The organism is Lacticaseibacillus paracasei subsp. paracasei (assembly GCF_000829035.1).
Taxonomy (GTDB): domain Bacteria; phylum Bacillota; class Bacilli; order Lactobacillales; family Lactobacillaceae; genus Lacticaseibacillus; species Lacticaseibacillus paracasei.
The window spans coordinates 1,466,385-1,490,037 of the sequence record NZ_AP012541.1 but is presented as its reverse complement, the minus strand read 5'-3'; the positions used below and the strand labels follow the sequence as shown (position 1 = coordinate 1,490,037).

Annotated in this window: 20 protein-coding genes, 1 other RNA gene and 1 pseudogene; 14 read left to right on the top strand and 8 right to left on the bottom strand. The window is 46.4% G+C overall.

Annotated elements, in window-relative coordinates:
- Positions 1 to 30: 30 nt before the first annotated feature.
- Genes asnS through LBPC_RS07310 form a run of 4 tightly spaced genes read left to right on the top strand, consistent with a single transcriptional unit; the run spans position 31 to position 3,190 of the window.
- Positions 31 to 1,329, top strand: a complete 1,299-nt coding sequence (gene asnS, locus LBPC_RS07325) for an asparagine--tRNA ligase (RefSeq protein WP_003660869.1) — start codon at positions 31 to 33, stop codon at positions 1,327 to 1,329.
- Between the two features lie 54 nt (positions 1,330 to 1,383).
- The gene (locus LBPC_RS07320) at positions 1,384 to 2,007 is read left to right on the top strand and encodes a DnaD domain protein (protein ID WP_003565613.1); all 624 of its coding nucleotides are present in this window, start codon (positions 1,384 to 1,386) and stop codon (positions 2,005 to 2,007) included.
- A gap of 35 nt (positions 2,008 to 2,042) precedes the next feature.
- Positions 2,043 to 2,732 carry an endonuclease III domain-containing protein gene (locus LBPC_RS07315; RefSeq protein ID WP_003660870.1) on the top strand — a complete coding sequence of 230 codons (690 nt, stop codon included), beginning with the start codon at positions 2,043 to 2,045 and terminating at the stop codon, positions 2,730 to 2,732.
- Positions 2,729 to 3,190, top strand: coding sequence for a deoxycytidylate deaminase (locus LBPC_RS07310; RefSeq protein ID WP_003565609.1), 462 nt, complete (start codon positions 2,729 to 2,731; stop codon positions 3,188 to 3,190). Before LBPC_RS07315 ends, LBPC_RS07310 begins: the two co-directional genes overlap by 4 nt.
- Before the next feature lie 107 nt (positions 3,191 to 3,297).
- Here the strand turns inward: LBPC_RS07310 and LBPC_RS07305 are convergent, their stop codons facing one another.
- Entirely contained in the window at positions 3,298 to 5,604 is a 2,307-nt protein-coding gene (locus LBPC_RS07305; RefSeq protein WP_003565607.1) for a PBP1A family penicillin-binding protein, read from the bottom strand.
- Positions 5,597 to 6,223 (bottom strand): Holliday junction resolvase RecU, encoded by a 627-nt coding sequence (gene recU, locus LBPC_RS07300; RefSeq protein ID WP_003565605.1) that lies wholly within the window; start codon positions 6,221 to 6,223, stop codon positions 5,597 to 5,599. The genes LBPC_RS07305 and recU overlap by 8 nt, the downstream gene beginning before the upstream one ends.
- A gap of 66 nt (positions 6,224 to 6,289) precedes the next feature.
- Here recU and LBPC_RS07295 point away from each other — a divergent pair, with 66 nt between their 5' ends.
- From LBPC_RS07295 to LBPC_RS07270, 6 genes are all read left to right on the top strand, one after another.
- A complete protein-coding gene (locus LBPC_RS07295; RefSeq protein WP_003565602.1) occupies positions 6,290 to 6,865 on the top strand; it encodes an SLOG family protein in 576 nt (191 codons plus the stop codon).
- Between the two features lie 55 nt (positions 6,866 to 6,920).
- The gene (gene gpsB, locus LBPC_RS07290) at positions 6,921 to 7,316 is read left to right on the top strand and encodes a cell division regulator GpsB (RefSeq protein ID WP_003565600.1); all 396 of its coding nucleotides are present in this window, start codon (positions 6,921 to 6,923) and stop codon (positions 7,314 to 7,316) included.
- 12 nt (positions 7,317 to 7,328) lie between these two features.
- An RNA gene (gene rnpB / locus LBPC_RS14835) (RNase P RNA component class B) lies at positions 7,329 to 7,694 on the top strand.
- A 426-nt stretch (positions 7,695 to 8,120) separates the two neighbouring features.
- The gene (locus LBPC_RS07280) at positions 8,121 to 9,263 is read left to right on the top strand and encodes a THUMP domain-containing class I SAM-dependent RNA methyltransferase (protein ID WP_003594527.1); all 1,143 of its coding nucleotides are present in this window, start codon (positions 8,121 to 8,123) and stop codon (positions 9,261 to 9,263) included.
- Between the two features lie 132 nt (positions 9,264 to 9,395).
- The gene (locus LBPC_RS07275; RefSeq protein ID WP_003660877.1) at positions 9,396 to 10,334 is read left to right on the top strand and encodes a phosphoglycerate dehydrogenase; all 939 of its coding nucleotides are present in this window, start codon (positions 9,396 to 9,398) and stop codon (positions 10,332 to 10,334) included.
- Positions 10,335 to 10,489: 155 nt separating this feature from the next.
- Positions 10,490 to 10,717, top strand: a complete 228-nt coding sequence (locus LBPC_RS07270) for a hypothetical protein (protein WP_003594523.1) — start codon at positions 10,490 to 10,492, stop codon at positions 10,715 to 10,717.
- 113 nt (positions 10,718 to 10,830) lie between these two features.
- On the opposite strand, the gene LBPC_RS07265 is transcribed toward LBPC_RS07270, so the two are convergent.
- On the bottom strand, positions 10,831 to 11,844 hold the full coding sequence (locus LBPC_RS07265) for a lipoate--protein ligase (protein ID WP_016386941.1): 1,014 nt from the start codon (positions 11,842 to 11,844) through the stop codon (positions 10,831 to 10,833).
- A gap of 239 nt (positions 11,845 to 12,083) precedes the next feature.
- On the opposite strand from LBPC_RS07265, the gene LBPC_RS07260 reads away from it, so the two are divergent.
- A complete protein-coding gene (locus tag LBPC_RS07260; protein WP_003594519.1) occupies positions 12,084 to 13,988 on the top strand; it encodes a M13 family metallopeptidase in 1,905 nt (634 codons plus the stop codon).
- Positions 13,989 to 14,215: 227 nt separating this feature from the next.
- Positions 14,216 to 15,097 carry a LysR family transcriptional regulator gene (locus tag LBPC_RS07255; protein ID WP_003594517.1) on the top strand — a complete coding sequence of 294 codons (882 nt, stop codon included), beginning with the start codon at positions 14,216 to 14,218 and terminating at the stop codon, positions 15,095 to 15,097.
- Between the two features lie 76 nt (positions 15,098 to 15,173).
- Here the strand turns inward: LBPC_RS07255 and nrdF are convergent, their stop codons facing one another.
- The 3 genes from nrdF to nrdH all read right to left on the bottom strand — a co-directional run bounded on the left by nrdF (position 15,174) and on the right by nrdH (position 18,678).
- Entirely contained in the window at positions 15,174 to 16,154 is a 981-nt protein-coding gene (gene nrdF / locus LBPC_RS07250; protein WP_003565553.1) for a class 1b ribonucleoside-diphosphate reductase subunit beta, read from the bottom strand.
- Positions 16,155 to 16,206: 52 nt separating this feature from the next.
- Complete coding sequence (nrdE, locus tag LBPC_RS07245; protein WP_003565551.1) at positions 16,207 to 18,378, bottom strand: class 1b ribonucleoside-diphosphate reductase subunit alpha; 2,172 nt, start codon at positions 18,376 to 18,378, stop codon at positions 16,207 to 16,209.
- A 69-nt stretch (positions 18,379 to 18,447) separates the two neighbouring features.
- A complete protein-coding gene (gene nrdH / locus LBPC_RS07240) occupies positions 18,448 to 18,678 on the bottom strand; it encodes a glutaredoxin-like protein NrdH (protein WP_003565549.1) in 231 nt (76 codons plus the stop codon).
- Positions 18,679 to 19,052: 374 nt separating this feature from the next.
- Between nrdH and LBPC_RS07230 the strand changes: the two are divergent.
- Positions 19,053 to 20,503: pseudogene (locus tag LBPC_RS07230) on the top strand (helix-turn-helix domain-containing protein).
- A gap of 151 nt (positions 20,504 to 20,654) precedes the next feature.
- The gene (locus LBPC_RS07225; protein WP_003594511.1) at positions 20,655 to 20,981 is read left to right on the top strand and encodes a hypothetical protein; all 327 of its coding nucleotides are present in this window, start codon (positions 20,655 to 20,657) and stop codon (positions 20,979 to 20,981) included.
- A 68-nt stretch (positions 20,982 to 21,049) separates the two neighbouring features.
- Here the strand turns inward: LBPC_RS07225 and cls are convergent, their stop codons facing one another.
- Both cls and LBPC_RS07215 read right to left on the bottom strand, forming a co-directional pair.
- Entirely contained in the window at positions 21,050 to 22,519 is a 1,470-nt protein-coding gene (gene cls, locus LBPC_RS07220) for a cardiolipin synthase (protein WP_003565543.1), read from the bottom strand.
- A 181-nt stretch (positions 22,520 to 22,700) separates the two neighbouring features.
- Positions 22,701 to 23,621, bottom strand: coding sequence for an IS30 family transposase (locus LBPC_RS07215; protein WP_003574021.1), 921 nt, complete (start codon positions 23,619 to 23,621; stop codon positions 22,701 to 22,703).
- Between the last annotated feature and the right edge of the window lie 32 nt (positions 23,622 to 23,653).

The window sequence follows — 23,653 nt, the reverse complement described above, 5'->3', positions numbered from 1 at the left end:
TTATTTAAATTAGAAATAGGGAGTTAACGCATGACGGAACAGATTCGCATCATTGATGCCAAAGAACATGTGAACGAAGAAGTTAAAATTGGGGCTTGGTTGACCGACAAACGCAGCTCAGGGAAAATTACCTTTTTACAGTTACGTGACGGTTCAGCTTATTTTCAAGGAGTTGTTTCAAAAGCTGATGTCCCAGAAGAGGTTTTCAGCTTAGCTAAAGAACTGCGCCAAGAGTCCAGTATGTGGATTACGGGTGTGATTCATCAAGACAGCCGCAGCCACTTTGGCTATGAAATCGAGGTTCGTAACATCGAACTGGTTGGTGATTCGCACGACTATCCAATCTCCCCGAAGGAGCACGGCATCGAATTTCTGCTTGATCATCGCCATCTATGGTTGCGTTCTAAGCGCCAATTTGCGATTCAACAAATTCGCAATGAAATGATCCGAGCAACGTTCGAGTTCTTCAATAACGAAGGGTTTATCAAAATGGATCCGCCGATTTTGACCGATTCCGCACCAGAAGGTACGACCGAACTTTTCGAAACCGATTATTTTGACAAAAAAGCTTACTTGAGTCAATCAGGTCAGCTTTATGCTGAAGCAGGGGCAATGGCTTATGGCAAAGTCTTCACCTGTGGTCCAGTTTTCCGAGCTGAAAAAAGTAAGACTCGGCGCCATTTAACCGAATTTTGGATGATTGAACCGGAAATGGCATTCTGTCACCAAGAAGAGAGTTTGAAGGTCCAAGAACGCTACGTTGCCTATCTCGTGCAGTCCGTTTTGGATAATTGCGCCTATCCGCTGCACTTGCTTGATCGCGACCCAGAAGTACTCAAGCAATACACCAAATTGCCATATCCGCGGATCACATATAAGCAGGCCATTAAAATGTTGCAAGATGCCGGTATGGACGTCAAGTATGGTGACGATTTCGGTTCACCGGAAGAAACCTACCTGTCTGATCAATTTGATCAACCGGTGTTTGTTTTGAACTATCCGAAGACGATCAAACCGTTTTATATGCTGACAGATCCGGAAGATGATCAGCAATATGTTTGTGCCGACATGCTGGCACCCGAAGGCTATGGGGAAATTATCGGTGGGTCTGAACGTGAAACCGACTATGACACACTGAAGAATGCTATCGAACATGCTGGACTTGATTTAGACGAATACGAATGGTATCTCGATCTGCGCAAGTATGGGAGCGTGCCACATTCAGGCTTCGGTCTTGGACTTGAACGGGCAATTACGTGGGTCTGCAAGCTGGATCATTTACGTGAGGCGATTCCATTCCCACGGATGATCAACCGTTTGAAACCATGATGACAATCAAAAGTCGGACGCCTGTGCGCCGGCTTTTTTTGGAGGGCAAGCACCATGACGGATTTCAAAACTTATCTTGAGGCAGGGCAGTTCAGTCTGTCGAACCTGCTGTTTGATCACTACGCCACCTTGGGGTTAACCCAAACCGAGTTCATGACTTATTTGTTCATTGATCAGTGGCAGGCAAGCCATCATCAGGCACCGGATTTGAAAGTGTTAGCTGCCCGAATGAACGTTGCCCCAAATGCGATTTATAGTGCCATTGAGACGCTTATTCAAAAACAAGCCATTGCTTTGGAAAGTGTCCCGGATGGTCATGGTCGGATGCGTGATCATTATGATCTCAGTCCAATATTGGCTAAACTGCCAACCTCAGCTGGTGGCACACCAACCCCGGCAACTTCGCAAGCAAATGTTGATGCGCAAACCAATGTATTCAACCAAATTGAGATTGAATTCGGACGACCACTATCGCCAATTGAGCAAGAGACGATTCGTGATTGGCTTACAACCGATCATTATCTACCGGAAGTCATTTTACTAGCTTTACGAGAGGCCGTATTGAACTCGGCTTATTCGCTAAAATATATGGATCGCATTTTGTTGAACTGGGAACGCCGCAATCTTAAAACGCCACAGCAGGTTCAGGCAGATATTAGACGTCATCAGGAGCTGTGACAAAGCCGCAATGACAAGCGCCAGGAAAACCTTATATGAAAATTCACCCATCATTAGCCCAAGAGGAGGCACCATTTGTGACCGATGCTGAAGCCAAACAACTATTTGATCAGATCATGGCACTTTATCCTGATCCGCAACCAACCTTGCACGCCGAGGATCCATTTCAGATTCTTGTAGCCGTCATGTTATCGGCGCAAACGACCGATGTGGCCGTCAATGCGGTCACGCCAAAGCTTTTTGTGGCTTATCCGACGCCTGCTGACATGGCTGCAGCGCCGGTTGAGGCGATCGCTGCGATCATTAGCCGGCTAGGCCTTTATCGTACTAAAGCTGCGCATTTGAAAGCTTTGAGTGATATTTTGGTTAAGGAATATGCAGGTAAGGTTCCCAACAAAGCGGCTGACTTGGTCCGTTTGCCAGGCGTTGGCAAGAAAACAGCCACCGTTGTTTTAAGTGATGCATTCAACATTCCAGGTGTGGCTGTGGATACGCATGTTAGTCGAATTGTAAAGGGGTTGGGACTCGTCCCGCAAAATGCGACACCGGTTCAGGTTCAGGCGCGACTGGAAGCCTTGATGCCCCCGTCAGAATGGATTAAACTTCATCGCAGCCTAATTCGTTTTGGCCGGGAGTATTTGCGCGCCCGTGATCCGCAAGTGCCAGCAGGGACGCAATGGGCGTTTTTAGAAACACATTATTTACCTTTAGGGGGCAAATCATGACAGATAGCATTGTGCCATCCAAACGAACCGTTCATCGGGAAAGTTGGGATCAGTATTTTTTGGAGTTAGCGGAGAAGGTCTCGGAACGATCAACCTGTGAGCGAGCCACAGTTGGGGCTGTTCTGGTGCAAGAACATCGGATCATTGCGACTGGCTATAATGGTGCCATTAGTGGCGATCCGCACTGTGATGAGGCTGGCCATTTGATGCGAGACGGCCATTGCATTCGCACAATTCATGCCGAAATGAACGCGATTATCCAGTGTGCGGCTAACGGTGTCAGTACCCATGGTGCAACTGTTTACGTAAATTTTTTTCCCTGTCTTAATTGCACCAAAGCCTTGATTCAGGCCGGTATCAAGCGCGTGGTTTATGCGCAAGATTATCGTAACGATCCATACGGCGAAGCCTTGCTAAAGCAGCATCATTTGGATGTTGTGCGCCTCAGCCAACAATAATTTCCGTAAAAATAAGCCTCATCCGCTTCTTGCATTGCCGTCGTTAGGCAGGTGCAAGAAGCGGATGAGGCTATTTTTTAGGGTTTACTGAAGCAGCTTAGTCGTTATCAGGGGTTGTTACTACCACCGCTGCCGCTACCAGAACCCGAAGGCGTGCTTGGTTCGCTTGAACTGGCACTTGGTTCTTGATTTGAAGGTTGAGAGGAGGCAGAGGCTGATACTACCGGCTCAGAGCTGGAAACTGAACTTGAGCTTTCAATACTTTCTCGTGAAGAGGAACTAACAGAACTGCTTGAGCTCGAGGAAGAGGACTCGACTGCCGCTTTGCGGCTGCTTGGGCCGTGTCCGCGGACGTAGAGTTCTTTAGTCGTATCACCAGATCCGCCGGTAATGGCCGTTCCTGGATTACTTCCCTTGAGAATATTATAAGACTCAACTGTATCAGGCTTGGTCCAATCACGATTGGTCAGACTCTGTGACGTATAAGTCATTAGTGCTTTGTATATTTCTTGTGAAATGGTCTGTTCAGCATAGTTAATCCCGTGTGAAGTCGGTTTATCATAACCGGTCCAAACCGAAATGACTCGGCTACGTGTATAACCTGTGAACCAGGCATCTTTGGCAATGCCAGTTGCGTTCAATGCGGGGTTTTGTTGGAGTTCGGCATCACTATAGTCAGTCGTCCCAGTTTTACCAGCTTGATACAGTCCAGAAATAGCCGCCGAGGTCCCGGTTCCTTTGGTCAGAACGCCTTTTAACATGTCAGTAATCATATAGGCGGTACTGGACTTCATAGCCCGGCTGCCTTGACTATTGAAGGTTTGGGTATTGCCATCAGCGGTGACAACTTTGCTAACATAGTACGGTTTATAGTACGTGCCGCCGTTGGCAAAGGCGCCATAAGCACCAGCTTCTTGAACGGTATTGACAGAAGCACCGATCGCACTTGAGAGATATTGTTCCGAACTTGGCAAATTGATCCCTAAACCACTGAGGAATTTAACCGCATTCGCCATGCCAACAGTACTAAGGGTCTTGACCGCTGGAATATTTCGTGATTGTTCAAGTGCTGTCCGCATAGAGATGCGTCCTTGGTACTTCTTGTCCCAATCATAAAGTGAAATGCTCGTGCCCGGATACGTGTACGGTTCATCGGTCATCTGCTCGTAAGTGGAGTAATTCAGATATTCGATTGCTGGTCCATAATCCATCAACGGTTTCATGGTAGACCCATTGCTACGTGTATTTTGTGCAGCACGATTATAGGCCAATCGGACGTCGCCAGTTTTTCGACCGCCGATTTGTGCGAGAACCTGACCATTGTTTGGATCGGTCATCGTGACACCGGTCTGGAAGGCATCATCAGGGAAGTTAACGTATTCGTCAGTGTTAACAATGTCATAAAGCCGACGCTGGGCGCCCATATCGATATTAGTATAAATATCCAAGTTGTCGGTATATGGATTAAGGCCGGTCTTTTTCTTAACTTCGGCAATCACTTGAGTGAGGTAAGAATCAATCACTTTGTCATTGGTTGCGGTATTAGTTTGCTGCTGTTTTGGCTTTAAGCCATCAGTGATTGGTGTTGCTTTGGCTTGTTTAGCCGCCGTCGCGGTGATCTTTTTATCACGCAACATGGCATCAATGACGGCATTGCGCCGTTGAGTTGCTTTTTGCGGATATTCATAGGGATCATAACCGGCTGGGCTTTGCGGCAGGCCTGCAATAAACGCAGTCTGCGCAAGCGTTAAATCCTTCAGTGACTTGTTAAAGTAAAACTTAGCACCCGTGCTCATGCCATATTGACCATAGTTCATGAAAACTTTGTTAATGTAATACTCTAAAATCTGATCCTTGCTATATTTTTGTTGGACCTGCATGGCCAACCAAGCTTCTTGTGCTTTACGCCGAAGGGTTTGGTCGGAGGATTTGGTACTGAAAACCGACAATTTGATCAGTTGTTGCGTTAAAGTCGAGCCGCCCTGTAAACCATCGCTAGTGCCTGTTATATTATTAAACGCTGCCCCGATGATTCGGACAGGATCAACCCCTAATTTCTCATCATAAAAGCGCCGGTCCTCAATGGAGACGACGGCATCTTTTAATTGTTGCGGGATTTCCGAGGCCTTCACATAATCCCGACTTTCCAAACCAAGTGTCGTAATTTCATTGCCAGATCGATCATAAATGGTACTGGAACCGCCTGACTCTAATTTTGCCTGAGTCACTTCTGGCGCGTCTTTAGCGTACCAGGAAAACAGGCCAACGCCGAGAATGAAAAATGCCAGGATCGCGAGCAACGTCCACTTAAGAATTCGCCGCCATAATCGTTTTGGCGGTTTAGGGGCAGATCCTTTCGTGAACTTATCTTCGCGGCGTCGGGCCATTCGCGACATATTTTGATTATCAGCCACGCACATTACCTACTTTCGTTTCAATCAACCAGTCAACCCCATCAAGAAAGGGGATGACCGGCTGTAGTTGTGGATGAAGCTCGAATCCGTTTGTGACAATATCCTTCAATGGAATCGATTTGCGACCGCCGTCTGGTTGTCGGTCCCAACAGTCAATCAGTCGACCGGCAGGGAAAACAAAGAGACGTTTCAGGGTTGCAAACCGAATGACCACAAAACAGATCCCGCTTTGTTTCAAACAGCGCCGAAAATGCTCAATCTGATGCTGATGAAAGTTTTTTAGCGGGAAGCTCGCTTTATTTTTAGTTTCCTTAGCTTCAAAGTCAAGGTAAAATCCACGATAAACACCATTATAATCTGTTGTTGACGGCGTTTTAAAATAGGCCTCGCGAATCACAGCCTGACTTCGCTTAGGGTAGTCAACTTTCACAATCTGAACTGGGGTCGGTTTCTTGTAGACGACCGCTTTATCAATACTGCGGTAATATTGATTACTGATGTTCAATTCTTCTTCCAACGTCATACCGCGTCCACCATAGATAGTTGGACGCGAAATAGCTTGTGATGAAAATTGCGTCCCGTCTTTGTATGGATTACCATTAGGGTAATGAATGGTCATGCGATCACACTCCTTGCGCTATTATACCAATATCAGCCGCTTTGGCCTAATAATCGGAGGTAAGTCATGGTTGGAAAACGATTATGGGTCACGGGGTACCGTGCCTATGAGCTCAACGTTTTTGGCAGTAATGACCCAAAACTTAAGGTACTTAAAACTTCATTAAAAAATACGCTCATGCAGTTTCTTGATGAAGGCTTGGAATGGTTAATTACTGGCGGGCAATTAGGCGTGGAGCAGTGGGCAGTCGAGGTTGCTTTAGGACTCAAACCATTGTATCCAGATTTTAAAATTGCGATGATGGTTCCATTCACAGATTTTGGCAAGCAGTGGAATGAAGATAACCAAGGTCAACTGGCGGCCCTACGTGGACAAGTGGACTTTTCTGATGCGGTTTCGCAAGCACCGTATCAACAACCAGCGCAGTTGCAGGGCTATACCCGGTTCATGACCATCCATACAGATGCAGCGCTGCTGGTTTATGATCCAGAATTTCCAGGTAAAGCTAAATGGGATTACCAAGCAGCAGAGGCGATGGCTGACCGTCGTGATTATCCAGTTCAGCTCATTACCATGGATGATTTAGAAGAAACAGCGCAAGCAATGGCAGAAGCTGAAAATGAGCATTTTCAAAATGATTGAGATATGGTAAGCTAATTAGTAGTTTGGTTCCATGAAAACAATGAGGTGTGTCGGAATGGATAGTAACAAAGAGACAAAGTTTAGCATCCAGTACGGGCCTAAGGATATTTTGGACAAGAAGTTCAAAAACAAGGTCCGCGGTTATGATCCTGATGAAGTTGACGAATTCTTGGATGGTATCATCCGCGATTACGAAGCTTTCACCAATGAGATTGATCGACTGAAGGAAGAAAATACCAAGCTGTTTAGCCGGGTCGACGAGCTGACCAAACAGCTGAGTGTTTCCAAGAATGTCAGTGCGCAGACGCCGCAAACCAATGCGGCTGCGACAAATTATGATATTCTTAAACGTCTGAGTAATCTGGAACGTCATGTGTTCGGCTCAAAGCTATCTGATAGCAGTGTTGACAATCATGATGACGGCAACCATTCCGACGTTGACCAATATTAATGATCACATGTAGGTCCTGAGTGATCGCGGTCTGCTTTTGCAGGCTGAGGAAAGTCCATGCCCGCACAAGCTGAGATGCTTGTAGTGTTCGTGCTAAGCCCAATAAGCTTAGGGGCCGTGTAAACGGCTACGGCGGCCAAACGCGCTAAGGCGTCAGCTATGCGCTAGTAGGTCTGAAAAGTGCCACAGTGACGAAACGATCAGGGAAACCTGAGCGGTGGAACGGGTAAACCCCGCGAGCGAGTAACCCAAACTTTTGGTAGGGGCGTTTTGCCAAGCAAATTGAAGCGACGGCAATACAGCGGTAACGCTGAGATAGATGATGACTGAAGGAGCTTGTGCCTGAACAAGTTCTGGAACAAAACATGGCTTATAGGGATCTACATGCAGGCACAGCCCGGGGAAACCCGGGCTGTTTTTTTAAGAGCGGAAACAAAAGCGTTTAGAAACCGGAATGTAAGTCGCCTTGACCCTAATGACCTTACGTTGGTCATTAGGGTCAAGGTCCTTACGTGCAGGTTTCTGCTTTTGTTTGCGCGTTTCGGAGAGCCAACAGAGCTTTTCCACACGGGGGTGGGCATTGTCTTGCTTCAAGAGCCCTTACACGTCAATTTCTGCGGCTTTTTGCGCGTTTAAAAGAACCACGAATTTTTTACCTTCAAATTCCTTACACAAAAATTCCTGTGATCATCACGACCACTTTCTAATCACCAATTCAAGTACCATTTTCCCCCAAACCATCTCAAAAACTTGTAAACTAAAACTAACCACTAAAAACGCTGCATGAATGAAAGGAAAACCCATATGAGATATCAACTTGTTGCCACGATGGCTGCCGGACTTGAATCTGTGACAACTAAAGAATTGAAAGCCCTTGGCATTCAAACCCGAACAGAAAATGGTAAGGTTTATTTTGAAGGCGATGATAAGACAATCGCGCTAACCAATGTTTGGTTGCGTAGTGCCGATCGAATTAAAATCGTTGTTGGTCAATTCAAGGCGCTGACTTTCGATGCGCTTTTTGAAGGCGTTAAGGCGTTACCTTGGGATCACTACCTACCGCTTGACGCAGCGTTCCCGGTTGAGGGCCGAGCGGTTCGTTCGCAATTACATTCAGAACCGGACGTTCAAGCCATCACCAAAAAAGCAATTGTTGAAAAAATGTCTGCGGTTTATCATCGCACGACGCGGTTACCGGAAACTGGCGCGACTTACCCGCTGGAAGTTTCGATTTTAAAAGATATTGCAACATTGACGCTTGATACGACTGGATCAAGTCTGTTTAAACGCGGGTATCGAATTGCCAAAGGTGAGGCGCCGTTGAAGGAAAACTTTGCGGCCGCGTTAATCATGTTGACAAACTGGCATCCGGATATGCCGTTTGTCGATCCAACCACTGGTTCCGGCACAATTGCGATTGAAGCCGCTTTGATTGGCCATAACATTGCACCGGGTCTGCAACGCCAATTTACTTTTGAGAACTTTGGCTTTTTTGACCAGCCAGTCTTACAAACCGTCAAAGATGAAGCGATGGATCAAGCTGACTTTGATCGTGAATTAGATATTCAGGCAAGCGATATTAACGGTGACATGATTGATATGGCCAAGTTGAATGCGCAACAAGCAGGCTTGCTGCATAGCATTCAGTTTAAACAATTGGCGGTTAAAGATTTTTCGACGAGCAAAGAAAACGGGGTCATTGTTGCCAATCCACCTTATGGGAAACGGCTCAACGATCAGGCCATGGTTCGACAATTATACGCAGAAATGGGCCAAGCATTTGCGCCTTTAACCACTTGGAGCAAGTACATTTTGACAAGTGACATGGGCTTTGAAAAGGCTTATGGCAGCAAGGCAACCAAGCGCCGCAAGCTGTATAATGGGACTATCCGAACCGATCTTTTCCAATATTGGGGCAAACCTAACTGGCACCATGATAGAGCGTGACCAGGGGCGGTTAGAAACCGGAGTGTAAGTGAGCGGCCTTGGCTGTGATGGCCGAACTTTGGCCATTGGAGCCAAGGTCCTTACACGCAGGTTTTTGCGCCTACGTACGCGTTTTTTGAAAAGGAGTGCGACATGATGAAGATTCTAAACAGCTTTAGTCTGAAGCCGGAGCAGCGCCAAACACTTGAAGCAGCGGGACACAGCGTCATCGATGCTGACAAGCTTGATGATGCCACGGCTCAACAAATTGACGTGGTTTATGGTTGGAATGCTGCGGCTACGCGCGTGAACTTTGACCGACTTCAGTTTGTGCAGGCGATGTCCGCTGGCGTTGATTATTTACCATTGGCTGAGTTGGCTAAACACCATGTCTTGCTGGCTAATACAAGCGGCATTCACGCCGAACCCATTGCGGAGTATGTGCTTGGCGTCTTGTTTACGATCAGTCGCTGTATTTTGCCAGCCATTCGAGCAGATCGCGACATGTGGACATTACGTCAAGAGCGACCGCCAATGACATTGCTTAAGGGCAAAACAGCAGTCATTTTTGGCACCGGTCATATTGGATCAACGATTGCGACCAAACTCCAGGCATTGGGCTTGCATACGATTGGCGTGAGTGCACATGGCCGTCCAGCTGCAGGATTTGACCAAGTGATGACGGATGTGGCGACCCATGAGGCAGCAGGGCGAGCAGATGTCGTCATCAACGCGTTACCATTAACGCCAGATACAAAACACTTTTATGATGAAGCATTCTTTGCAGCCGCTAGCAAACAACCGCTTTTCATTAACATTGGCCGTGGTCCGTCAGTTGATATGGCTGCTTTGACGCAGGCATTGAAAAACAATCAAATCAGTGCTGCTGCCTTGGATGTGGTGGATCCGGAACCACTGCCGCAAGACTCACCATTATGGGGCATGACGAACGTTTTGCTCACGCCGCATATTTCGGGCACGGTGCCGCAATTACGCGACAAAGTTTTTAAAATATTTAATGATAACCTCAAAACCTTGATATCAAGCGGCCAATTGGCAAGCCATCAAGTTGATCTCACGCGCGGATACTGAAATTTTTCGACACAACCGTTATACTGAAGCTGTAACCGATTTCAGTCACTGCATCGTCGCTGACTGATGTTCACCGCGGCTAGCAGCGATGCGCATTGAGACATCTGCGGACAGGTTTTTCGCTCGTCTGCTCTTAGATGAAGGAGGAATTGCTTATGGCACAACGCCCGGAAGAAATTACCAACTTGCTTCAAGATGCATTGCACACGCAGCATGAGGTCGCGATCAATACGATTGATCGCCATCGGCTCAAGGGACGCGTGGTCGATATTGAGGCCGCGACTGTCAAACCTTATAATGAACGCGGCGTGATCACCGTGGCAACAGGTCGGGGAGCGAAAAGGATTCAGGCGTACGCCATTAGTCAAATTAAATATAATTGAGCGATCAATCGCTGATCGATCGAAGGACAGCCTGTTAAAGGTTGTCCTTTTTGCATGAAAAAAGGCGGCACAGCATTTGGCCGTGCTGCCTTAAGTTCTAAAAACTGATGCGATTATGGTACGAGCAGGTTAACCACATCGTCCTTAGGAATATTGGTGAAGTACTCATTCGTGTTGATGGCATCTAAAGTGTCTTTAATGGCTGCTGACGTGTAAGGCTTGCCTTTTAACGCACCGGCAACATCCGCAATATCCTTAGGACCAAAGAAATCACCATAGAATTTGACGTTAGCAATTTTGCCTTCCTTGACATCGAAACGAGCATCAATCGTCCCATAGTCAAAATGCTTCCGCTTCTTGGTGGTGAATTCCGGGCTATGGCCATATACCCAATCCCAGTTGTTGTAAACATCATCGTAAATCTTTTTAATTTCGACTTCGTCTTCTGGGGTGACGTGATACTCTTTGTCTTTGATTTCAGCGATGTCATCAACGCCGAACAACCGAGTCAAAAGAATATCGCGGAATTCAGGAACAGTGAGGTTTTGATACTTTTTATCTAGATAAGGCCGCAAGTTCGTCACACGGCTCTTAACAGATTTAATGCCCTTACTCTTGATCTTGTCTTCTGGGACGTTCAAGACGTTAGGAATCACACTCATGTCAACATCCAGCATCAAAGTACCATGGGAGAACGTCTTGCCGTTACGTGTATACATAGCACTGCCAGAGAACTTTTTACCGTCGACCAGCATGTCATTACGGCCAGAAACTTCAGCGCTAGTCGCCCCTAAAGTATGAATTGCATCAACAATCGGCTGTGTGAAGGACTTGAAGTCACCAAATTCTTCAGAGTCACTGTCAACCACAAACGAGAAGCACAAGTTATTGAGATCATGATAAACTGCGCCGCCACCGGATAACCGCCGCGTCACAACAATGTTATGATCCTCCACGTATTTTTGATTCAACTCTTCAAGCGTATTCTGGTTTCGGCCCACAATCACACTCGGCTTTTCATAGTAGAACAGCAGTAACGGTTCATCAAATTGTTTCGAGTTCATGAGATATTGTTCTGTTGCCAGATTCTCACGAATATCATGAGACTTCATAATGACATAATACATTTTCAATCCTCCTGAATGATGACTGCCATTGACGACTAGCCATCGATTTGACTTCATGCTCCATTTTAGCGGGTTAATCATTAAAAAGAAAGCGATTTCGATTGTGAACAATTGACTTAATCAGTTCTTCATTGTTCTCAACTAAAAGGAATATGGCTGAAAAGCGATTCAACCGTGCACGCAAATGAGAAGTGCGTTAAGATTATGACATATCTGTTCATATTGAAAGGGGCTTTTTAATGACTAGTGAAGTGCGCTACCAAGATGATCTGTACCGGGCAGTTAACGGGGCTTGGACGGATCAGGCAGTCATTCCTGATGACAAAAGCAGTACTGGCGGTTTTCAGGACCTTGCCGATGAAGTCGAAGAAAAAATGATGGCTGATTTTTCAGCGATTGCTGACGGCAAAAAAACGACGCCAGACAAGTATTTTGCATCTGCGGTGACGCTGTACAAACAAGCCAAGGATTTCAAGACCCGAGACGCAGCGGGCTTTGCACCAGCCTTGCCGCAACTACATTTGGTTGCTGGCATTAAAGACCTTGCGGATTACAATCAACGGGCAGCCGAACTGCTTCAGGAGCATCTGATTGACCCGCCATTTAATTTCTACGTAGATGCTGACATGAAAGACACCAGCAAAAATGTGATTAATTTGATGGGTCCACGAACCATTTTGCCGGATACCACATACTACGCCAAGGGCAATCAAAACGGCGAACAATTGATGACCATTTTCAAAGATATGATGGCTAAGCTTTTAGCTTACACAGATCTTGACGCTGCTGCGCAAAAGGCAACTTTAGCTGGCGCCTTGGCCTTTGATGCAGAAATTGCGAAACATATTAAGAGTTCTGAAGAGTGGGCAGATTACCCTAAGGCCTATAACCCGATGCCGACAGCGGAGGTTGTTGAAAAACTCAAGCCATTCAAGTTTGCTGACTTCTTACAAAAGATCTTTAAACAGGTGCCAGAAACGGTCGTTGTGAATGATCCGCGGTTCTTGGATGAGTTTACGCAGTTGTTCAACGAAGCTAACTTCAGCAATTATCGCGACTGGTTGTATGTCACCCGGCTAAACAGTCTTGTTAGTCTTTTAAGCGAACCATTGCGCCAATTAGGCGGTACTTTTAGTCGTGCGCTATCCGGTGCGCCCAAAGCACCGGATCAAATCAAACACGCCTACCGATTAGCCAACGCTTTCTTTAGCGAACCAATTGGCATTTACTACGGCCGCACTTATTTTGGCGAAAAGGCGAAGGCTGATGTAACACAACTTGTCCAAAAAATGATTGCCACTTACAAACGGCGACTCAGCAACTCTGATTGGCTATCACAACCGACCAAGGACAAGGCGATTCTTAAGCTCGACAAGATGGTGCTCAAAATGGGTTATCCCGATAAACCTGAGGACGTCTACGATTTGCTGCACGTTAATCCGGATAAGTCACTGATCGATAATATCAACGCGATGCAACTTGTTGAGCTTCAGTACAACTTCGACAAGCTCACCAAGCCTGTTGATCGCACCGTCTGGAATATGCCAGGTCACTTGGTCAATGCCAGTTATGATCCTTCCAAGAACGACATCACTTTCCCAGCCGCCATTTTGCAGGCGCCGTTCTATTCCCTGAAACAAAGTGCTTCCGAAAATCTGGGCGGTATCGGCGCGGTCATTGCCCATGAAATTTCCCATGGTTTTGACAATAACGGTGCTCAATTTGACGAACTTGGCAATATGGTGAACTGGTGGCAAAAGGCTGATTATGCCCACTTTAACAAGCTCACCGAAGCCATGATCCAAGAATTTGACGGTCTTGAAACTGAAGCCGGTAAAGTTAATGGCAAACTCGTTGTTTCTGAGAACATCGCTGATGCTGGCGGCTTGGCTGCGGCTTTAGATACAGCCAAGAGAGAACCGGACGTTGATCTGCATGCCTTCTTCATCAACTGGGCAAGAATTTGGCGTTCAAAGTCTCGCCTCGAACGGCAAAAAATGCTACTAGCGGTTGATGTGCATGCACCACACGAATTGCGGGCGAACATTCAGCCACGCAATCTTGATGATTGGTACACAACTTTTGATGTCCAACCAGGTGATGGGATGTATTTGCCACCGGAAAAACGTGTTCAAATTTGGTAATCCTTTAGCATCGGCTCATTTGCAGCCGGTGCTTTTTTTGAATCAGGCTGGGATCTTTTGCAAGAGATGCGAGTGACTAGATTTAAATAAATTACCCGTGGCGAGCGTGACTTACAAAATAGTTGCGTCCTGCTGTGTGAAAGGGAATACAATTGTTGTCGGATAGGGTATAATTGTTATAGGAAGTCGTTTGCGATAAACAAGGCTGATAGGAAGTAGGGGAGTTTATGGAACTGCAGACGTTGCGCAACTTCATTGAAATTGCTGACCACGGCAGTATTACCGCGGCGGCACGAACGCTGGGCATTTCACAACCCGGACTATCGCGCCAATTAAAAGACTTGGAAAAAGAGCTCGGCGTTAAATTGCTAGTTCGTGGTAATCGACGTGTGACGCTAACTGAAGATGGTACCTATTTGTTAAACCGGGCACGTGAACTCACCGCAATTGCCGAGCGCACAAAGAATAATTTGCAAAGTAAACATGCCCTTGGTGGTGACCTTTACATTGGTGCAGGCGAAACCAGCGGCAAACGGTTGGTTCTTCATGTTGCCCAAGAATTGCGCCATCAATACCCCAGTTTGCATGTTCATGTTACCTATGGCTCCGATGAAGGGCTGGTGGCCAATCTTGAGGCCGGCATGTATGATTTCATACTGCGACCTGGCAAGCAGCAGACGCAGTATGAAAGTTTGCTACTGCCAGTTCGTGATGCTTGGGGTATTTTGATGACCAGTGATGATCCGTTAACTGATAATTTATTGATGACACCAACGGACATTGGCGACAGTGAATTAATCCTGCCGCGGGCCACGCACGCACGCAACACCTTTGAACACTGGTTAGGCCAAGGCATGGATCCGGCTTACATTGTTGGGACTTATGACCTGACCGTCGATGCGCTTGGGATGACTGCTGTCGGCTTAGGACGAGCCTTGTGTCTTGAATATTTGGCCACCCAAAGTCCTAACACATCATTGACCTTCCGACCATTAGCACCAGCATTAGCGGACCCAGTAGCGCTTGTCTGGAAACGTGATCGCGAGTTGTCCAGAATCGCGCAACGTTTTCTTAGTATGATGAAGCAAACCATTAAAGACAGTGAATGATCATCGTCCTAATCAGACCAAAACAAAAAAGCCACCGCAAAGCATTGCAGTGGCTTTTTTTGTTGCCGCGACGGCTTTATTTGTCGTGGTCTTCATCTTCAGTTGAGAACTGATAATCATCATCTTGCATCGCTTCAACTTGACCCAGCCGGTAACCATTACCAACTTGTGAGAAGAAGTCATGGTTGGCGGTAGACGTTGAAATCCCATTCATTACGATTGGGTTGACGTCATCAGCCGTGTCAGGAAAAGCCGTTTCCTGACCTAAATTCATCAAGGCTTTGTTGGCGTTATAACGCAAGAAAGTCAAAACTTCATCCGTCCAGTTGGTCTTCGCGTAAAGATCGTTAGTGTACTTTTCCTCGTTTTCATACAAATCGAACAACAAGTCGTACATCCAATCCTTCAATGTTTGTTGTTCAGCTTCCGGCAACTCGTTGAATCCGAGCTGGAATTTATAGCCGATATAAGTGCCATGAACACTTTCATCACGAATAATCAGCTTAATGATTTCTGCCACGTTAGTTAGCTTATTGTTGCCCAAGTAATACAACGGGGTAAAGAAGCCTGAATAAAACAAGAAGGTTTCCAAGAAAACACTGGCAATCTTCTTCTGCAGCGCCGAACCGTTATGATAAATATCATTAATTTTGTTGGCTTTGTATTGCAGATGCTCGTTATGATTGGTCCAATCGAAGATCTCATCGATTTCTGCTGGTGTGTTTAGCGTTGAAAAAATCGAAGAGTAACTCTTTGCATGCACACTTTCCATAAACTGAATGTTGTTCAACACAGCCGTTTCTTGCTGGGTGCGAATATTCTGCCGCAAACTTGCCATGCCGTCCTGACTCTGCAGGGTATCCAACAAGGTCAAGCCACCGAACACGTGGCCGACAACCCATTGCTCGTCATGATTGAGAGATCGCCAGTCGTCCAAGTCGTTGGACAGCGGAATCCGGGTGTCTAACCAAAATTGTTCCGTCAATTTTTCCCAAGTTGCTTTATCAACTTCGTCTTCGATCGCGTTCCAATTGATCGCAATATACTGTTTTGCCATGTTTACGCTCCCTTATGTAAAAACAGGGGAAACTCCCCCTGTTAAAAGATTATCAGATTGAGCAGCTTTCACAAGCGTTGCTGCCGATTTCTTCTTGATCATCCGTGTAAGTCCGGATGTAGTAAATCGACTTGATGCCCTTATGATGTGCGTAATTACGCAAAATATTTAAATCACGGGTGGTCATTTTATCGGTTCGGCCATCTTTCCAAGGATAAAGGCCAGCCGGAATGGTACTGCGCATGAACAACGTCATGGCCATTCCTTGATCGACATGCTGCTGGGCAGCAGCGTAAACGTCAATCACTTTACGCATATCAATATCATAGGCACTTTGATAGTAAGGCATCGTGTCATTAGAAAGGTCTGGAGCAGGGTAGTAAATCGTGCCGATCTTCTTTTCTTGCCGATCTTCAATGCGGTTAACGATCGGCTGTAATGATGCACTGGTGTCGTTGATGTAACTGATCGACCCATTTGGCGCAACAGCCATGCGGTTCTGATGGTAGAGACCATCTTTCATGACACTGGTCTTCAGCGCTTCCCAATCAGCCTGCGTCGGAATGTGAATGCCATCAAACAGCGCGCGAACCTTGTCATACTTCGGTGCCCATACTTGCTCGGTGTACTTATCGAAGTAGCTACCGTCCGCATACTTGCTGTTTTCGAAGTTGTGGAAGCTTTCGCCGCGTTCCTGGGCAATTTTATTGGATGCCTTCAGGGTGTAGTAATTCAGCAAAAGGAAGTAAATATTGGTGAAGTCCAAGCTTTCAGGCGAACCGTAGAACATATGATTCTTCGCAAAATAAGTGTGCAAGCCCATCGCACCAAGGCCAATGCTGTGAGCCTGGTGATTACCGTGCTGGACGGAAGGTACAACGTCGATGTTGCTGTGGTCCGTGACATAAGTCAAAGCACGAACCATTGCTTCGACACTGCGGCCAAAGTCGCGGCTATGCATCAGGTTGGGAATATTCGTGCTACCTAAGTTGCAAGATACATCAGTACCCAGCACTTCATATTCCTGTTTATTGTTCAACTTGGAAGGCACCTGAACCTGCATGATTTCCGAGCACAGATTACTCATGATGATTTTGCCTTCGATTGGGTTGGCGCGATTTGCCGTATCAATGTTGATAATATAAGGATAACCAGATTCCTGCTGAAGTTTGGAGATTTCGTTTTCTAGATCACGGGCCTTAATCTTGTACTTCTTAATGGCCGGATTGGCAACCATGTTGTCATATTCCTTGGTGATATCAACATAAGAGAACGGCTTCCCGTAAACCCGTTCAACCGAGTAAGGGGAGAAGAGGTACATATCGGCATTAGCCTTAATGAGGTCATAATACTTATCCGGAACGACAACGCCAAGACTGAGTGTTTTAACCCGGTACTTTTCGTCCGCGTTTTCCTTCTTGGCACCTAAGAAACTGATGATGTCAGGATGGAAAACGTTCAGATACACAACACCGGCACCTTGTCGCTGGCCCAATTGGTTGCTATAGGAAAAAGAGTCTTCCAACAGCTTCATGACTGGCAAGACGCCGCTAGCGGCACCTTCAATGCCCTTAATTGGGGCACCGGCTTCACGTAGGTTGGACAAGGTGAGGCCAACGCCGCCACCAATTCGGGATAATTCCAAGGCCGAATTGATCGCCCGGCCAATTGAATTCATGTCATCAGTGATTTGCAACAAAAAACATGAAACCAGTTCGCCACGGCGGGCCCGGCCAGCATTCAAGAAGGAAGGGGTGGCCGGTTGATAACGTTGATGAATCATTTCATCAGCAAGGTCAACTGCCAAGTCCTCGTTACCGTCTGCAAAGAAAAGTGCGTTGGCAAAAACCCGATCTTTAAAATCTTCTAAATACTGGGTACCGTCATCGGTTTTCAAGGCATACTGTGCATAGTATTTGTAGGCGGCCATGAAGGATTTGAACTGAAAATGCTGCGCTGAAAGAAATTGATCCAGTTTTTCCAAAAAAGCTGGCTGATACTTGTTCAAAAAGTCGGCTTCATAATAGTGGTTATCGACTAAATACTTCAGTCGATCAGCCAGCGAATCAAATTGCATCGTATTTGGCGCTACATTTTCGGTCAAAAATGCCTGCAACGCTTCCTTGTCTTTGTTCAACGGAATCTGGTCATTCACAGGAATGTTGATCTCGTTGTTGAGCGCGTAATAGGTGACTTGATCCGGACTAATTGTTTTTAATGACATGCTAAACCCTGCTTTCGCTGCGTTTTATAATAGCTGGTTGCGTTGTGATGCGATAAAAAAACTGGCTGATCAAACAGCCAGTTGCTTCAAGGCGTCCGGTCGGAACCCGGAGAATGAATCGAGCCCATCCGCTTCAAGAACAGGAACCTGCTGGAACCCCTTTTGTTTTAAGTAATCAATGTATTGCGGTTCTTCGTTGATGTTGTGCTCCGTGAATGGAATTTTATGGGTGTCAAGGTAGCGCTTGGTCATCCGGCATTGCGGGCAGCCATTGCGTGTGAATAAGGTGATGTTACGCATAGGTATCATCCTTTCTCGTTATCTTATGTAGCTTAGGATACTCAATATTGGGGTGTCTGTCAATTAAAAATACCATATCTTGGGGCTATTTTTTTGAATACCCCAAGTGTATGGTATTGGCTGACACTTTTGCTTACTTTTAGTATACCAAGTTCGTATGGCGAAAACCAGTCGCAACCGTCAACTATTTGTTGAAGCTGAAGAGCAACTTTGTATCAACGTCACGGTATTGACGAAAAAACCTGACCAAAAATATTTGCGATAAAAATCAGTTGAGACCGTGAAAAAAAGCTTAAAAAACCATGAGCATATCTTATCGGGTTTTTTGCTACCTTTGCTATACTGTAGCAAACGCTTTCGAGGAGGCCTTCTTTATGGTCTTTGATGAATTATTTCTCGATCGGGAAGAGCGAGATCGCATCAATATCTACAGCACGTTGTGGGAGGCCCCAGGGCACCGGCTGGATATTGCTGCCACCGCCATAACCCGTGGTGAGAGTTACCGCCAACTCCGACGCCGGATGGAAAAATTGCCGCAGACTTGGTCACGATGCAGTCAGACGCTGCACCATTACTGCGACGCGGCGATGGTAATATGATTGCACCACCATCAATCAGTCTAGATCGTTATCGTATCTTTCTATATAGGCGGTCCTTGCCGGGACAACTATTGATTCAGACGCTGAAGCGGCCTCAATTGACACTGCAGATGCTTTTGGATGAAACCGGGTTTTCACGAGCCGCCTTTTTCCGCCGAATCTCGGCTTTGCGCCTTTATTTTCGGAAAGCCGGCGTTACCATCAGCCTAAATCCTTTAGCGCTTATGGGACCGGAAGCCCGCGTTAGACAAGTTTACCGGCAATTATTGTGGCAGTTTGTCGACTTTGCCCATCCCTTGTTTTCGGAAATTTTGCCGCAGTCGCGTCAATTAATGCGCGAACTCGACAAAGCTGGTCTGATCCAATCAGATTTTTCGCGGGCACAGCTTCTATTCGCAGCTAATGTTCATCTACACCGATTGTTAGCGAATCACTCCATCGTTGGTACCCTTGATTTTGACGAATTGGCACCTCGGCCAACACTAACTGCAGCACTACCGAGTGCGTTTGATAATCTGCCGAGAAAGGCTGCTGAGGATGAAACATGGCATCTTTTTTTAACTCAGTGGCGCGTACCTCGGTTTCACTCGGAACAACAATTTGATGCCGCTACTCTAGTTGGCTATCACGCAGCGCGTAATATACCTGCATGGCAGTTAGTCGAGAAAATCCGCAACGAGTTCAGTCGAACAGTTGTCGGGATTGCCCCGACAGTAACAACAGATCTAGCGTTGGCAGGGAATCTCTTGAAGATTTTAATCAGCGAGCGCATTTTCCCCGGTGGCGCCTATATTGATCTCACGCGAACAGCGAGTCCAATGCGTGCTTTTTATCCGCGATTAGAAGCTGCCTTGGAGGCTTTTTTCGCTCGCGAAGCGCCATTGGAAAATGCATCAAAAGAGATCATTGACGGGTTCTATCAACTGCTGTGGCCATTTATGACGGACAGTGCGATTGCTGATAAGCTCAAGGTAGCACTTGATCCTTTAATGCCGCAGCCGTTATATGAAACCGTTCGTCTCAACTTGACTCAGCCTGCGTATATTCGGCTAGTGACGACTGAGCAACAGCCTGATCTTGTTATCTCGGCGCAAAATCTTGCGCCTGGAGAAGAACCTATTGTACCAGATACACCAGTCTTTTATCTTGCCAGTGATCGGTTTGAAAGCTGGTCACAACTTTATCAGGAATTATTCGCGCGTTCCCGTAAATTAATAGCCCACTGAAATAATTGATTTTTGAAATGTTCAAGTTTGCTTTGATGCCTAGCACCAGCCTGACTACTTTTGATAGCTAGTAGCACATAGCAAAGGCACTACGACCAGCTTTAAAAAATGGATTAGCAGGCGCATACTTGTTTTATTGGGAGATGACAAAATGAAACGAGACAAGCAAGCCGATGAAGCCGCCGTTGTGGATATGAATGACACGCTCATGGACTATGCGCATAAACGTCAGCCGCATGTCGACGATTTGGCCGAAGAATTGGCTACACGGGCGAAAGATAATATCAACGCGATTGACGATTATTTAAAAGATGATGGTGAGGCGCGTAAAGAGTATCAGGCGATTGCCACCGGCTATTTGCGTGATAAATATGACCTTGAAGGTGACGATCTCACCGCTGCCCGTGACGAACTTGTTCATGCCGCGATTCATTACTTAGTCGGCCACACCAAAGTCTTGGACGACTGGCAACGTTAATGAAGCTTTATATAGTAAAAACTGGCGCTTTATTCTGACATCATTCAGAATAAAGCGCCAGTTTTTACTTAAAGAATAGGTGATAATAACCGCGAGAAGTCTTGTTTAAACCGAAGCCAACTGCTTTGTTTGGCGATTAGCTCAGGCGTCAGTAAGTAACTGCGCGCCATATCAGCCTCGAAAATCTGGCCCAAGCTACTGGCCACTTTACGATCATAAATAAACGCATTAATTTCAAAATTCAGCTTAAAACTACGGATATCGAAATTTGCCGAGCCAACGCTGGCGATGGCATTGTCGACAACCACCGTTTTCGCATGCATAAAGCCGTGTTCGTAATGGTAGATTTTCACGCCAGCGCGAGTCAGATAATTCGCATAGTATTGTGTCGCGCGGAAAATGAACGGGTGATCAGGCATGTCAGGAATCATGATGCGAACATCAATCCCTGACATGGCAGCGGATACTAAAGCGTCGATCACAGTATCATCTGGCACCAAATAAGGACTTTGAATCCAAACAGATTTGGTGGCACTGGTGATTAACTTGGTGTATCCCAACTTAATTTGTTGCGTTGGGCGGTCAGGTCCGGAAGCAACGATCTGGATAGGCGTTGCACCGGCTGTCAAACTGTCGGCAGTGACACTATCGGCACTATCTTGTTCAACACTATAAGCAATTTCGTCTTTTTTGCTGACTGTTGCATTCCAATCCATGGTGAAGCGAATTTTTAAAGCGTAAATCGTATTGCCGATAATGCGCAAATGTGTGTCGCGCCAATAACCGAACTTAGGTTTGCGGGAGACGTATTGGTCACCAACATTAAACCCGCCGATATACCCGACGTGGTCGTCAATGACAACGATCTTGCGATGATCACGATAGTTCAAACGAAAGTCAGTGATGGGATGCTTGGAACTAAAGTAACTTTCGGCTTGCCCGCCAACGTCGGTCAGCCGGCGCCACCACTTTGCTGTAGCGCCCATGGAACCCCAAGCGTCATATAGGACCTTTACAACAACGCCTTCCTTAGCTTTCTTGATCAGCAGTTGCTGGAATTGATTGCCTAATTCATCATTGTAAATGGTGTAGTACTCAACATAGATATAATCTTTAGCGGCCTCAATATCGCGGAATAACGCCGCAAACTTTTTCTCGCCATCCGTGTAAAGTTGCACTTGGTTATGGGCAAGGACCGGTGCTTGCGCGGTATTCAGAAAAAAGGCGGTTAAAGCCTTGGCCGCTGGCGTGTAATCAGTCGGTGGCAATAACTTATTCCGGGCGTTTTCGTGCTTTTGTAGTGAGACAAATGCTTTTACGCCAGACTCATATTCGTGTTGAATCCGTTGCAATTTTTTCGTTGATAAGCCGCGGCCAGCAAATAAATAAAAACCAAACCCGACGATCGGTAAAAAAATAAGCACTAGCAACCACGCCCAAGTCGTTGAGATATCTCGGACCTCGCGTAGAACCGTGAAGATTGCCCCGAAGGTGTTTAAAACCAAAATAATAAGAATAAGCCAGGTAATCAGCGACATACCGCACCTCCAAGAAGAATAAGTTCATTGTACTCAAGCGAAGCGAGGCTGTCACGTTGGAGGGGCAAATAGGAGGATTTGCGAAATATTTGGGTAGGAGGAAAGAAAATGTCGATATTTGGGGTTTACTTACTTTTAGTCAGTTGGTAGAATGATACTTGCCTAGATTGCAATAATAAAGTTACCACCTAGAAAGAGGCTTGCTCACTGCTTGAACTGGGGTTTGCCAACGGAGACATTTTCTAGGTTTGTTATTGATAAGCGCTGTGGCTTGTTGAATATCGGTCTCTGAAACCTGATCAAACTGTGTTCCCTTCGGGAAATAGTAGCGAAGTTCTCGATTGAACCGTTCATTTGTGCCCCGTTCATTCGGGTGATAGGCGTGGCAAAAGTAAACCGGTATCCGATAGCGCTTTGTAAGCGCCTGATCGCAGGAAAACTCTTTACCGTGATCAACCGTCACTGATCGAACCGGACCCGGAAAGTCCACCATCAGTCTTGCAAATCCCTTGAGAACAGCATTTTGTGATAAGTTTTCAAGCTTAGTTGTCGCCATTAAACGTGTCACCCGATCGACAATGGTCAAAACAGCAGCCTTTGACCCGCGACCACCGCGAACTGTATCCATCTCTAAATGTCCTTTTTCGGTTCGCCGATTAGCTGACTCACTGCGAATCTCAATTGAGGTGCCTACTGCTTGGTTATAGCGCGACCGAAGGTCTTGTCTTCTTTTATGACGTTTACCGTGATCAAAGAGTTGGCTTGGCTGAAAATCGACTTGTCTTTGATAAATCCAGTGGTAAATCGTGTGTGGCGCACAGTGAACGGCATAACCGACCATTTCAGGGGACCAACCTAGGTTTAGCTTCTCAGTTACCATCCGCTTCAACTTAGGCGTTAAAATCGAGTGCCGACCACAACGATGCCGACAAGTATCGGCATGATCCTGAGCTATAATGGCGCAGTAATCACCTTCAGGGCAACGGTGAAGCTCATGCCTAATAGAAATACGAGAGCGGCCTAAGGTCGCGGCGATGTATTGAATCGTGTGGTGTTGCATCAGTTCTATCTGAGATCGTTCAATTAAGGTTATAATGGCCATGGGACCTGTCCTTCTCTCTAGATGGTATGTTA